The organism is Pantoea sp. MBD-2R (assembly GCF_039134845.1).
GTDB lineage: Bacteria > Pseudomonadota > Gammaproteobacteria > Enterobacterales > Enterobacteriaceae > Erwinia.
In genome coordinates this window covers 1,624,771-1,637,362 of record NZ_CP152417.1, presented here as the reverse complement: position 1 = coordinate 1,637,362, position 12,592 = coordinate 1,624,771, and the positions used below count along the sequence as shown (strand labels likewise).

The window sequence follows — 12,592 nt, the reverse complement described above, 5'->3', positions numbered from 1 at the left end:
CTTCACGGGCCAAAAGAACCTACAGTTTCGTTGACTGGATCGCCAGAGGATTCATTTTCAGCGACCGGTAATAATCAAACCAGTCGTGATACTTGTCGGCATTTTGCCACAAGCGGTAATGCATCCGCGACAACGTTACCGGGTCGCTGATCAGCGCCAGGCGACGATCCCGATCCAGTTTAGCTGGCGATTCGCTCAGCGCCTGTTCAACACGGCGATCGCGGGCAAACTCAAGAATCTCGCTTTTCAGGTGACGCGACGTTGCCATTGCGCTTGCCAGGGCGTTAAACGATGGGTTAAACAACGCATGCATAAAGCCATCTTTCAGCGCACGCTCGCGATTCAGCTGATTGTAACGCTCGGTATCAACCAGCTCTCTTGGCGGCTCAAACTCTTCCGGGATCAGGAACAGTTTTGCGCGCTTAGAGGCCAAACCGGTTGTTGACCGGCTGGAAAATACCGACACGAATGGCGACAGGATCAGTGAGAAGACGATCGGTGCCAGCCACCACAGGAAGTTCAGATCCAGCCAGCCCATGCCTGCGGCCCAGACAATGCCCAATGCCATCTGTGAACCGTGGCGTTTAAAAGCCTCGCTCCATGGCGTTGCATCATCATCACGCTGCGGAGAGTTCCAGACCACTTCCCAACCGAGGAACGCACTGACCACAAACACGGTATGGAACAGCATACGTACCGGTGCCAGCAGGACTGAGAACAGGACTTCCAGGAACAGAGAAAGGGTCACGCGCAGGATCCCGCCATAAGGTTTTGCGCCCTTGAACCAGATCAGAATGATACTGAGCAGCTTCGGCAGGAACAGCAGAACCATGGTGGTGGAGAACAGCGCTATCGCCAGTTCCGGACGCCACTGCGGCCAGACCGGGAACAGCTGTCTCGGCTGCAGGAAGTAGGTCGGTTCCATTAGCGTATGCACCACCTGTAAAGCAGTGGAAAGCGCCAGGAACATAAACCACAAGGGTGCTGACAGGTAAGACATTACGCCGGTCAGGAACACCGCACGGTGTACCGGGTGCATCCCTTTTACCAGGAACAGACGGAAGTTCATCAGGTTGCCGTGACACCAGCGACGGTCGCGCTTCAGCTCGTCCAGCAGATTTGGCGGCAGTTCCTCGTAGGAACCCGGCAGATCGTAAGCAATCCACACGCCCCAGCCAGCACGACGCATCAGCGCGGCTTCCACGAAGTCATGCGACAATATCGAACCGGCAAAAGAACCTTCACCAGGCAGCGGCGCTAAGGCACAGTGCTCAATGAACGGCTTCACGCGGATAATAGCGTTATGACCCCAGTAGTGCGATTCACCCAGCTGCCAGAAGTGCAGACCCGCCGTAAACAGCGGACCGTAGACGCGCGTGGCGAACTGCTGGCAACGCGCATACAGCGTATCCATGCCTGACGCTTTTGGCGAAGACTGGATAATACCGGCGTTCGGATTGGCTTCCATCATGCGCACCAGACCGGTGAGACACTCACCGCTCATCACGCTGTCCGCATCCAGCACCACCATATAGCTGTACTGGCTGCCCCAACGGCGGCAGAAGTCATCGATATTACCGCTCTTACGCTTCACACGACGACGACGACGGCGATAGAAGATACGCCCTTCCCCGCCGACATCACGCACCAGCTCCATCCAGGCTTTTTGTTCAGCCAGGGCGATATCCGGATTGTAGCTGTCGCTGAGAATGTAGACGTCAAAGTGCTGCTGTTCACCCGTTCTGACCACGGATTCCCAGGTAGCACGCAGGCCCGCAAATACGCGCTCAACGTCTTCATTACAGATTGGCATAATCAGCGCGGTGCGGTGTTCCGGGTTAATCGGATCCTGATCGTTACTGTTATATGAAATGCTGTATTTATCTTTACCTATCAGCAGTTGCAGGAAGCCCATCAGCGCGGTCCAGAACCCCGCTGAGACCCAGCAGAACAGCACGGCAAACAGGAACAGGATCCCCGTTTGCAGCACGTAAGGCAGGATCTGCAATACGGATTGCTGCCAGTTCTGGTTGATCATTTCCATCGGATCGATCAGCGCCCAGCCCTGATAAGGCAAAATGGTTTTCATGTACCAGGTGGCGATCACCGTCTGTGCAATGGTCAGAAGCAGCAGAATATAGCGACGAATCGAACCGACATGACGCCATTTTTCTTCCGAACGCTGCTCTTCCGCATTGGCATAGCGAGGCTTCGATTTACGACCACGCAGGGAGTCCCAGGCGCGACCAACAGGGTTAGTGCGCCAGGCTTCCGGGTACATAGAAGAACGGGTGTGCTTCGGCATAGCCTTCAGCGTAGTGCGATGCAGCGGGTCTTCAGCGAACTGTTCCCCTTTGCCCACGGAGTCTGGCCACGTCATCTCAATACGTGATTTGACCGACTCCAGAGGCGCGTCGTCGGGACGCTCCACCGCCGAATCTTTTCCACTCAGCGACTGATGTAGCTCGCTGAAGGCATTATCCGACTGCGTGGACAGCGTCTCGCGCAGCGCCCCTTTCCGCGGCTCGGAAAGGGGCAACGCATCAATGTATTCAGTGGGTAGAGCAGTAGACTTATTCATTGGCAGGCAACTGATAGCTCCAGGTTTCCGTCAGCGTCTTGTCACCGTTAACCAGCGCAGCACGCATTTCCGTAGGCTGTTTGTTGTCTTTCACGCGCAGGCGCATGATCAGACGCCACCCTTTGGTAACAGGGTTGTAACGCACGCTGTTTTCCACCAGCTCGCCGTTGTTACCGATGCTCACCTGTGGCGTTACCGGCGTATTCTCCGGCAGTTTGCTCATATCCTGACCGGTAAAGTCGACGACAAAGGCCACGGTGCCGTCCGGCTGGCGAACCAGGTTGGACTGCTTCACGTCGCCAGTTGAACGCAGCGTATCTTTCACAAAGGCGGTGTCCGCCGAGTGCAGCTGGTTCTCATCACGCGTGAAATGCAGGCGGTATTTGAAGTTCATCTCTTTGCCTGGTTCAGGCAGGGTTTCCGGCGTCCAGAAAGCCACGATGTTGTCGTTGGTTTCATCTGCCGTTGGGATTTCAACCAGTTCGATATGGCCTTTACCCCATTTACCCTGCGGTTCGATCCAGCCGCTTGGGCGCAGATCGTAACGATCGTCCAGATCCTGATATTTGGCAAAATCACGGCCGCGTTGCAGCAAACCAAAGCCTTGTGGATTCTCAACGGTAAAGGTGCTCACCGCCAGATGCCTTGGGTTGTTCAGCGGACGCCAGATCCACTCACCGTTACCGGCGTGAATGGAAAGCCCGTTAGAGTCATGCAGCGCCGGACGGTAGTTCACCTGCGTGGATGGCTGGCTTGGACCAAACAGGAACATGCTGGTGAGTGGCGCTACGCCCAGCTTGCCCACTTTATCGCGCAGGTAGACTTTAGACTGCACGTCAACAGTCGATTCTTTGCCTGGCGTGATGGTAAAGCGATAGGCACCGGAGGCACGTGGCGAATCCAGCAGCGCATAGATAACCAGATGCTTGTCAGACGGTTTAGGCCGTTCCACCCAAAATGCTTTAAAGCGTGGGAACTCTTCGCCGGACGGCAGCGCCGTATCAATAGCCAGACCACGAGAAGAAAGGCCATATACCTGACCCGCGCCGATAACGCGGAAGTAGCTGGCGCCCAGGAAGCTGGTAATCTCGTCGTCTTTCTTGTTTTTACTGTTTAACGGATAGAGAACTTTAAATCCGGCAAAGCCCAGATTTTTGACCGTTTCAGGATCGTGCTTAACGTTGCCGAAATTAAAATAATCCGGCGAGTATTTAATCTCGTGCACGCTGGTGGCGGTCACTTCATTAATTTGCACTGGCGTATCGAAATACATGCCCTGATGGTAAAACTCCAGCTTGAACGGGGTCTTCAGCTTACTCCACCAGGCTTTATCGCGATTGAACTGGATCTGCTGATAATCAGCATATTTCATATCGCGCAATTGGGAAGGCAAATTGCTTTTCGGCGCCTCGTATCCTTTCCCTGCCAAATCTTTCGCCTGTTTTGCGACGTCATCAATGCTAAAAGCCCAGCTTGAACTGGCATACATTGACAGCAAAACTGTTGCACCAAGTAAGCGCAATTTCATCAGTTCTGGCTTATTTTTCATTTTAATCAGCACATCCCCCCCTTTCGTGTGCTTAAATCAATCCCATCCATCTTAATGGATAATTCAGCATTCCGACAGCTCAACAACGTTTTTGTTCCTCTCATTTGTTGCTTTTAGCGCCCTGTTCTCAAGTGCTTAGCGGATACAGATTCCCCTGATAGTATACCCGTGTTTTCTCAACTAGAGTAAGCGGTAAGCTTTAGCGTGGCTCAGGGCGAGCAAACGCTGTAACACGTTGAATATGGGATGAATATGACGGAAAAAACACAGCAACGAGAATATTTTTTTGATTCGATCCGGGCTTATCTGATGCTTTTGGGCGTGCCGTTTCACGTCTCCCTGATTTATTCGAGCCAGGCATGGTCAGTAAATAGCCTGGCGTCCTCCGAATGGCTGACGTTGTTAAATGATTTTATTCATGCTTTTCGCATGCAGGTCTTCTTTGTCATTTCCGGTTATTTTTCCTATATGCTTTTTTTGAAATATGCGTCGAGGCACTGGCTGAAAGTGCGTCTGGAGCGTGTTGGCATTCCTATGCTGGCGGCGATACCGCTGCTGACAGTACCGCAATTTTTTATGATAAAAGCCTGGACGACGAAGATCGGCGACTGGAGCAACCTGACGCTTTATCAAAAGTTCAATGCCCTCTCCTGGGATTTAATTTCTCATCTCTGGTTTTTACTGGTGCTGGTGGTCCTGACTGTTGCCGGAATGGCGATGTTTAAATGGCTGCGGGATGCTCAGCGCCCGGCAAAAGATTATGCCGATATTAACTGGACCAAACTCAGCTTCGCTATTTTGCTTTGTAGCCTTGGCTGGGGTGCAGTACGTCGTTTTCTGTTTATATTCGAGCCGCAGCTGTTGAGTAATGGCTTGTTTAACTATGCCTTTATGCAATCACTGTTCTTCTTACCCTTCTTTGTCCTTGGCGCAATGGCATGGAAATATCCGGCGATTAAAGCATTGCTGGTTAAACCTGTACCCTGGACATTTATCGGCTCGGCGCTGGCTTTCGTTGCCTATGTGGCAAATCAGACCTGGAGTAAAGGAGAGGGCTGGCTGTATGAAATCGATGCGATAGTGTCGATGATGATGGGATTGTGGATGGTGAATGTGGTGTTCTCATTGGGCCACCGCTTTCTGAATTCTCATTCACCGCGCGTAACCTATCTGGTTAATGCCTCGCTGTTTATCTATCTGGTACACCATCCGCTGACCATCCTGTACGGAATTTTCGTGGTGCCGCATATCGGTAATAACACGCTGGGCTTTTTCACTGGCCTGGTCTTTGTTTTCGGTATTGCCTTTATTCTTTACGAGATCCATCTGCGCATCCCGCTGCTGCGCTTCCTGTTTTCCGGGAAGCCGCAAAGGTAAAATACGGCACTCTGCTTCTGCCCGGTTCAGACCGGGCAGGATCAGAGCAGCCACTCTATCGGCAGTCGCCACACCAAACGCACGAGTAACCGCTGAATAAAACGGGTGCGGGGTTCATGCCGGTGTACCCATTCTTTTTCTCCTTCGCCCGGATACTCCACCCAGTTTACCCTTCCCCATTTGTCCAGCCGCAGCGTCCATGCACGATCGCGCATCCTGCTGACAAAACGCTGGTGAATGCTGGCGGCAAGTTTTTCACTCTCGATCACAAAGCCCATTTCGGTGTTTAACATCGCCGAGCGCGGATCGAAGTTGAAGGAGCCAATAAAGACCTTCTCGTTATCCACGCTGAAGGTTTTGGCGTGTAAACTTGACCCTGAATTACCGGTCAAGCCCCGGTCGTGTGGCGTATCGCGCGTGTCGGAATGGGGCTTCAGCTCGTAAAGCGTTACACCATGGCGCAGCAGTTTTTTCCGCCACTTGGCATAGCCCGCATGGACGACTGAAACATCATTTGCTGCCAGAGAATTGGTCAGGATGGCAATTTTGACCCCTTTTCTTCTCAAAGCCAGCAGCTGCGCCACGCCCGCACGAGTGGGGACAAAATAGGCGGAAATAATGTCGAACTGCTTCTCGGGTTTGCCGATGACTTCCAGCATACGTTGCGGTAAGAGCGAGGAGGCTTTTGCACGGCCCAGCCCTTTACGCGGATCGTCGCTTAACAGGCGGGTGCGTGCCCAGGTCAGTTCCAGTTCGCCTTTCGCCAGCTGCGTGGCAAAAGAAGAGGCTTCAATACGCTGAAGATAGCGCTCGACCTGAGGATCGCTGCGCCACTCATCAGGCAGGGTAATCGCGGCGCGATCCGCTTTTTGCTCAATATCCACCACTTTGCTGAAGGGTTTTACGGCCCGACTTTGCCAGTAACGTTCAAAGTCGTCAGTCACTTCTTCAACCACCGGCCCAATGGCCAGCACGTCGAGATCGGAAAACAGCGGCTCTTCCCCTGCGCCAAAATACTCATCGCCGATATTGCGACCACCCACAATCGTCGCTTCCCGATCGACGGTAAAGCTTTTGTTGTGCATTCTCCGATTTAAACGTGCAAAATCAGAAAGATAACCTAACATTCGCAGCGTACGAAACGAGAACGGGTTAAACAGCCGCACCTGAATATTGCGGTGGCGGCTCAGTTCGCTCAGCGTTTTATCCAGCCCCATGGTGTTGTTGTCATCCAGCAGCAGACGCACTTTCACGCCGCGATCGGCCGCATCAAGCACGGCGCTGAACAGCAAACGCCCGGACATATCGTTCTGCCAAATATAGTACTGGATATCCAGGGTATGCTCCGCCATCGTCATCAGTTGATAACGGGCGGCGAACGCGTTCAATCCCTCTTCCAGCGGATGAATCCCACTGTCTTCAGGATGGTTTTGCACCAGCGAGGCGACAGCACGTGTCAGGGTTGTCTCTTCATCAGGGGTGCCGCCAACTTCTGCGGTAAAAGCTTCGGTCACATGGGATCCTTAGTGCATTCAACATTATTGGGCGTTCACCCGCTTCCGTCTTGAAACGAACGGCGAAGACCAGTCTACCGGATGCATTATCGTTCCGGTTGCGTTTAATTGTCATGCGACAGTTCTGATTGCGGCGCTCTTAACGTTTCTTTAACCAACCTGCCGGTGAAAAAAGGCCTGCGGGAGCATTTGGACTAGACTTAGCCCATATCCAGGCCGAGCGCCTCCGTCATGAGGAAAGCATCATGAAGCATCAACCGCATGAAATGTTGCCTCAAGGGCATCACGCACCGCTGTTTAAAAGCTTCTTTCAGGGCAGTTTCGCCTGCTCCACCGCCTGCCGTGGCGAAGGTAAACGGGTCGATCTGGTGATTAACAGCGGCCACGATACTCTGCTGGACAAAGACTACGCGCTGTTAGCGACTCATCAGCTGTTAACCGCCCGGGACAGCGCTCGCTGGTATCTGATTGAGCAAAAACCTGGCGAATACGACTGGTCGACATTTTTATCTATGCTGCACGCCGCCGAAAACAATGGTCTGGAGGTCATCTGGGAGCTGGCCCACTTTGGCTGGCCGGCGCAGCTTGATATCTGGCAGCCTGCGTTTGTCGATCGTTTTGCGCATTTCGCCCGGGCGCTGGCAAAACTGATGCGTGATGAGGGCTATTCTGCGCCCTTCTTTACGCCAATGAATCAAATCTCTTTCTGGTCGTGGGCGGGAGCGGAAGTCGCCCTGTTTAATCCCGGCGTTACGGCCCGTGGCCGGGAGTTGAAACTGCAACTGGTCAGGGCCTCGGTCGCCGCAATGCATGCGATACGTGAGGAACTGCCCGGTGCCCGCTTCGTACTGACCGATCCGCTGGTGCATATTGCTGCACCGGACATGATGAAAGAGCATCTGGCTGAAGCCAGCCGCCAGCATGAAGCGCAATATGAAGCCTGGGATATGATTGGCGGCCGTCTGCATCCTGAACTGGGCGGCAACGACAGCCTGCTGGATATTATTGGATTAAATTATTATCCAGATAATCAATGGTATACCAACGGCGACCCGCTGGATGAACAGCAGGCCGAATACCGCCCTCTTGCCAGCCTGCTGCTGGAAGTCTGGCAGCGTTATCAGCGCCCGATGTTGATTGCAGAAACCGGGGCTGAAGGCGCGATGCGAGCCCCATGGCTGGGACGCGTAGTTGAACAGGTTAACCAGGCGCGCGCTCAGGGAGCGGATATTCAGGGTATCTCCATTTTCCCCGCCGTTGATTACCCGTCGTGGGCTGACGACCGACGTTCGCCTGGCGGCCTGTTTGGCCTGGCGGATGCCAATGGTAATCGCACTATCAATGAACCCTACGCACTGGAAATTCGCAGCCAGCAAATCAGGATGAAGAATGCGGTTGGGGAGAAGTAAGCGTTTGTGGGATACAGGTTTCGGACCAGTTTTCGGCCGGCGCGCGACGCACGTCCGACAACCAGGTCAGGGTGAAAAGCACCACCACAGTAATCAGGCCAGCAGCCAGCAACCCAACCAAAGCCAGCAATCTGTCTTCTTTGGTTTCCATACTCGTCTTTCTCCCTTCAGGTGAAAACAGCAAGGCTCGGGACTACTACGTCATCAGTAAAGTAATGATGAGAACAAAGATTATAAGAGTAAAAGAGGTGACTGCAAGCACCACAATGGCGAAATGGGCGTCATCAAGGAGGTAACGTGAATCTTTTGGAATATCGTTTTCAGGACGTTCAGTCATCTTAACCACGGTCTTGCTGGCGAAACGTCCTGTCTTAAACCGCCAGTCTCAATCGGTCAAATCGCAGCGCTAAATCAGGCGCGGCGCAATAAAGCTGAATTCACATCGGGGCTAAGGTAATAAAATATATTTATACTTCGACCGTTCCTTGTCTGCCCGGCTTCCTGCACCTGAAATTCAGGAAAGCGCAATGATAGCACAGGCCCCTCTGAAAATATTGATTCTTATCCAGTTGCAGCAGATTTTTAATAATACTTTCGTCTCATCAAGTCGTCGGCGGAAACAGCCAATAACAGTAAACAATTGATCCCGTCCGGTCTGGACGGGATGCGTTTAAAGATGGCAGAGGTAACGATAGACTTCGGCATCCTGTTCGCCAAGATTAAACCGTTCGCTTAGCGTTTCCTCATGATAAAAAGATTTAAATTCGGCCAGTAAACCCAGTCCATGCAATATCCTGAGCCATCCTTTTGCGCCATAGCATTGCTGTTCGTAGATCTTTTCCCGCAGATTTTTCACATCGGCTCTGAGCAATGAAGCTTGCAGATTACGGTAGTCGGGATGTGTTTTCGCTGTACCCACCTTTTCAAACAGCAAATTATTAATGTAAAACGAGGCGGTTTTTTCTTTGACCTGAATAAAAATATCGTCGACCTGTTCGATAAAAATGGCATGCATCATGATCGACAGGTAAAGCCTGAAGACAACATTTTCCGCGGCCGGCGTTTTTTTTACCGACAACGTTCCCACCTCAACAACCTTCCTGTTATGCAGATTCAGTGCGGCGATCTCTTGAGCAAAAAGTTTCTCACTGGGCATCGGGTTGTTGGTGCTGGAAAGCAGGCTGACCGTGCCAATGATTTCCTCACCTTTCCGCGCTAAAAACAGCGTGCTTTCTGTATCAATAAGCCCTTCGTTATAGAGAAAAGGCGCTCGGGTTTGCCGGGTTATCCCATTTCTGACGTATTCATCATTCAGCATTTCCATACCCTTGAGGAAATCAACAAATCCCTGTACCGGTGAGACTGTTGTATCCCCGCCAAAAGACCTTACCAAACTGCATATTTTCAAGATCCTCCTGTTCAATAACCCATCAGATACTGCTTTGTCTACGACCGATTTTCTTGTTACAGCCACGTGTTGCTCTCCCAGAGATAAACAAGAAAACATTAAATATAATTAATTATACAAATATTTTACATAAATAAAATTAATATTTTAACATGACATAGAAAATTAAAAATTGCGACAGCAGTCCCAAAAGTCGCATAAATAATAAGGTTTATGTTACATAAGAAACGAGAGATCATTAACAAACAAATAAATGTCTAATGCTTACCATGGATTAATGTTAAATAAAATTTACTTTATGATGAGAGTAACCCTGTTATGAGACCGTTGCGATGAGTGGACAGTGAAACAGTTAGAGATCGGGACAGGGGGAAAACCATTAAGATGTGGCAATGATGAAAAGAGATATTCTAAAAGCAACGGCACGGGAACCCGTGCCGTAAAGTGAGCAGGCATCGTGATAAAGCCTGCCTTAACAGTAAGAATGAGCGATTAAAAATCGTAAGACATTGACAGCTTCAGCTCACGCGGATCGCCCTGATAAATGTAGGTTCCGTAGCTTTCCACGCCTGACCAGTATTTCTTGTTGGTGACGTTTTCCACGCCGAGACGCCAGGTCATGTCGTTTTCCTGTACCTTCGTGCGGTAGCGCAGGCCCAGATCCAGCGTGGTATAACCGTCGAGTTTTTTGGTGTTCGCACTGTCAGCATATTGAGAGCCGGAATGGGTGACGCGGGCCAGTGCGGTTAATCCCTCAACCGGTTTGATGTCATATTCCGCACTCAGCACGGTATAAAAGTTTGCCACGCCGATGGCATTTTTACCGTCGTTGGTGCCGTTAACCGTTTTGGTCATTTTGGGATCCAGCCAGGTCGCGCTGCCGTTCAGCCGCACGCCGTAAACCGGCTCACCGAAGACGTTCAGTTCCACGCCACGGTTACGCTGTTCGCCATACATGCCAAACATACCCGTCTGCTGATCGATAATGCCTGCTGGCTTTTTGATCTCAAACAGCGCCAGCGAGCCGCCAATCCGGCCGGTGTCCAGCTTCATCCCCACTTCGTTTTGCTTCGAGAGCGAAATACCGGTGACTTTACCTACGTTCAGCGCGCCCGTTGAGGCAGTTTCACCCGGTTGCAGCGCTTCAATGTGGTTGGCATACAGGGAAACCGCTTCCCATGGCTTAACGACCAGGCCATAACCCGGCGTCCAGCGCGACTTGGTGAAGCGTGAGTCGGTATCCTCTACCGCCGTGCCGTAAGCGTAGTTACGCACCACCACTTTTTGATGACGCACGCCCGCCGTCAGCAGCACTTTATCATCCAGGAAGCCCAGCGTATCGGCCAGCAACAGGCCTTCCGTACGGATCCGGCTTGTGGGCTTAGGATTGTCAAGATCGCCGCCAAAATAGGTGTTCTCAGGTGCCGCGACAGCAGAAGTGTTGTAAACGTTGGTGCCGGCTGAAGTCAGTGCCATACCGTAAGACGTTTTCTCACGCTTAGTCTGCGCGGCATAACCCACATTCACGCTGTGGCTGACGAAGCCGGTATTGAACTTGCCGCGCACGCCGGTCTGGCCGCTAAATGCATCAACGATTTTGTTAGTATCCATGCGGCCAATCGTTGCGGAGCCGTCTGCACTGGTCAATTTCGGTGACGCATAGGCGCCCATTTCATGAGAGTGCTGTCCGCCCATACCGGCGTAAGCCGTCCAGTTTGGCGCAAAATCGTACTCGGCACGCGCCATACCAAACTCGCTTTCGATATCGCTGTAAACCCAGTTCTGGCTGTAGTTGCTGGTGGCGCGCGGCACTTCAGGAATGAAATCAACGCCGCTGACATTGATCCCCAGGCGACCACCGTGATAAGCCTGTTTCTGATATCCCAGATCCAGCGAGGTACGCAACTTATCGCCCCGATAATCCAGGCCAAGGGAGGCGACCGTTGCGCGACGCTTCTCGTTATCGACGGCGGTTTCGCCTTCACGGTGCAGCACGTTGGCGCGTACGCCCCACTGATTATTGTCACCAAAGCGACGCCCTACATCCAGCGAAGTGCCGACCTGAGAGGCAGACGTGTAATCCACCCCCAGCCGCGTCAGTGGCGTGTCATCCGCATGTTTGGGTTCCAGGTTGATCATGCCGCCAACGCCGCTGGCAGCAGAGCCATTAACCAGCGCATTCGATCCTTTAAACACTTCAACGCGATCCACTATCTGCGTGGAAACGACCTGCCGCGGCATCACGCCCGGCAGGCCGCCGAAGGTCATGTCGTCGCCATCAAGATCGAAACCACGAATACGGTAGGTTTCCGCAAAGTTGCCATAGCCCTGCACGTTCTGCACAGAGGCGTCGTTAGCGACAACCTCTTTCAGGGTGGTGGCTTGCTGATCCTGGATCATTTTTGCGGTGTAGCCGATGACGTTGAACGGCACATTATGCGCGTCCTGCTCGCCAAGCAGCCCCATCCGGCCACCGTTGGCGATCTGGCCATCCAGATAGGCAGGCACCAGCCGATCGCCGCCCGGCGTGAAATTGTTTTCTGGCGTTGCAACAACCGTCATGGTTTTTTCGCTGGTGCTGGCCTCGGTGGTCGCAGCCAGCGCTGGCGCGGCGGCAGAACTAATCAGCGCGGCAAGCACGGTCATTTTGAAGTGCTGAGGGGTTGAAAGCAGGTGGCTCATTACGTTTCCCTGATAAAAATACAAGTGATAATCATTATTATTCGGATTGCGATTATCGACACGGTAACAGGA

General features: G+C 52.3%; 8 protein-coding genes. 2 read left to right on the top strand and 6 right to left on the bottom strand.

The features are described from left to right. Positions 1-19 precede the first annotated feature (19 nt). Both mdoH and AAGQ96_RS07575 read right to left on the bottom strand, forming a co-directional pair. Positions 20-2,581, bottom strand: coding sequence for a glucans biosynthesis glucosyltransferase MdoH (gene mdoH / locus AAGQ96_RS07580; RefSeq protein WP_147196800.1), 2,562 nt, complete (start codon positions 2,579-2,581; stop codon positions 20-22). After that, entirely contained in the window at positions 2,574-4,112 is a 1,539-nt protein-coding gene (locus tag AAGQ96_RS07575; protein WP_174822382.1) for a glucan biosynthesis protein G, read from the bottom strand. Before AAGQ96_RS07575 ends, mdoH begins: the two co-directional genes overlap by 8 nt. A 270-nt stretch (positions 4,113-4,382) precedes the next feature. Between AAGQ96_RS07575 and mdoC the strand changes: the two genes are divergently transcribed. Continuing rightward, positions 4,383-5,507 carry a glucans biosynthesis protein MdoC gene (mdoC, locus tag AAGQ96_RS07570; RefSeq protein ID WP_342755188.1) on the top strand — a complete coding sequence of 375 codons (1,125 nt, stop codon included), beginning with the start codon at positions 4,383-4,385 and terminating at the stop codon, positions 5,505-5,507. 41 nt (positions 5,508-5,548) lie between these two features. On the opposite strand, the gene AAGQ96_RS07565 is transcribed toward mdoC, so the two are convergent. Then, entirely contained in the window at positions 5,549-7,021 is a 1,473-nt protein-coding gene (locus AAGQ96_RS07565; RefSeq protein WP_147196794.1) for a phospholipase D family protein, read from the bottom strand. A gap of 245 nt (positions 7,022-7,266) precedes the next feature. Between AAGQ96_RS07565 and AAGQ96_RS07560 the strand changes: the two genes are divergently transcribed. Beyond that, positions 7,267-8,430, top strand: coding sequence for a beta-glucosidase (locus AAGQ96_RS07560; RefSeq protein WP_342755187.1), 1,164 nt, complete (start codon positions 7,267-7,269; stop codon positions 8,428-8,430). Here the strand turns inward: AAGQ96_RS07560 and AAGQ96_RS07555 are convergent. The 3 genes from AAGQ96_RS07555 to AAGQ96_RS07545 all read right to left on the bottom strand — a co-directional run bounded on the left by AAGQ96_RS07555 (position 8,399) and on the right by AAGQ96_RS07545 (position 12,520). After that, the gene (locus AAGQ96_RS07555) at positions 8,399-8,581 is read right to left on the bottom strand and encodes a hypothetical protein (protein WP_147196790.1); all 183 of its coding nucleotides are present in this window, start codon (positions 8,579-8,581) and stop codon (positions 8,399-8,401) included. The genes AAGQ96_RS07560 and AAGQ96_RS07555 overlap by 32 nt on opposite strands. Before the next feature lie 519 nt (positions 8,582-9,100). Further along, positions 9,101-9,937 carry a hypothetical protein gene (locus AAGQ96_RS07550; protein WP_342755186.1) on the bottom strand — a complete coding sequence of 279 codons (837 nt, stop codon included), beginning with the start codon at positions 9,935-9,937 and terminating at the stop codon, positions 9,101-9,103. A 393-nt stretch (positions 9,938-10,330) separates the two neighbouring features. After that, positions 10,331-12,520 (bottom strand): TonB-dependent siderophore receptor, encoded by a 2,190-nt coding sequence (locus tag AAGQ96_RS07545; RefSeq protein ID WP_147196786.1) that lies wholly within the window; start codon positions 12,518-12,520, stop codon positions 10,331-10,333. Positions 12,521-12,592: the final 72 nt, after the last annotated feature.

What these genes read in the sequence shown, in the direction of transcription:
- mdoH (WP_147196800.1), bottom strand. Translation starts at nt 2,581, where the DNA reads ATGAATAAGTCTACTGCTCTACCCACTGAATACATTGATGCGTTGCCC.
- mdoC (WP_342755188.1), top strand. Translation starts at nt 4,383, where the DNA reads ATGACGGAAAAAACACAGCAACGAGAATATTTTTTTGATTCGATCCGG.
- AAGQ96_RS07560 (WP_342755187.1), top strand. Translation starts at nt 7,267, where the DNA reads ATGAAGCATCAACCGCATGAAATGTTGCCTCAAGGGCATCACGCACCG.
- AAGQ96_RS07555 (WP_147196790.1), bottom strand. Translation starts at nt 8,581, where the DNA reads ATGGAAACCAAAGAAGACAGATTGCTGGCTTTGGTTGGGTTGCTGGCT.
- AAGQ96_RS07550 (WP_342755186.1), bottom strand. Translation starts at nt 9,937, where the DNA reads ATGTTTTCTTGTTTATCTCTGGGAGAGCAACACGTGGCTGTAACAAGA.
- AAGQ96_RS07545 (WP_147196786.1), bottom strand. Translation starts at nt 12,520, where the DNA reads ATGAGCCACCTGCTTTCAACCCCTCAGCACTTCAAAATGACCGTGCTT.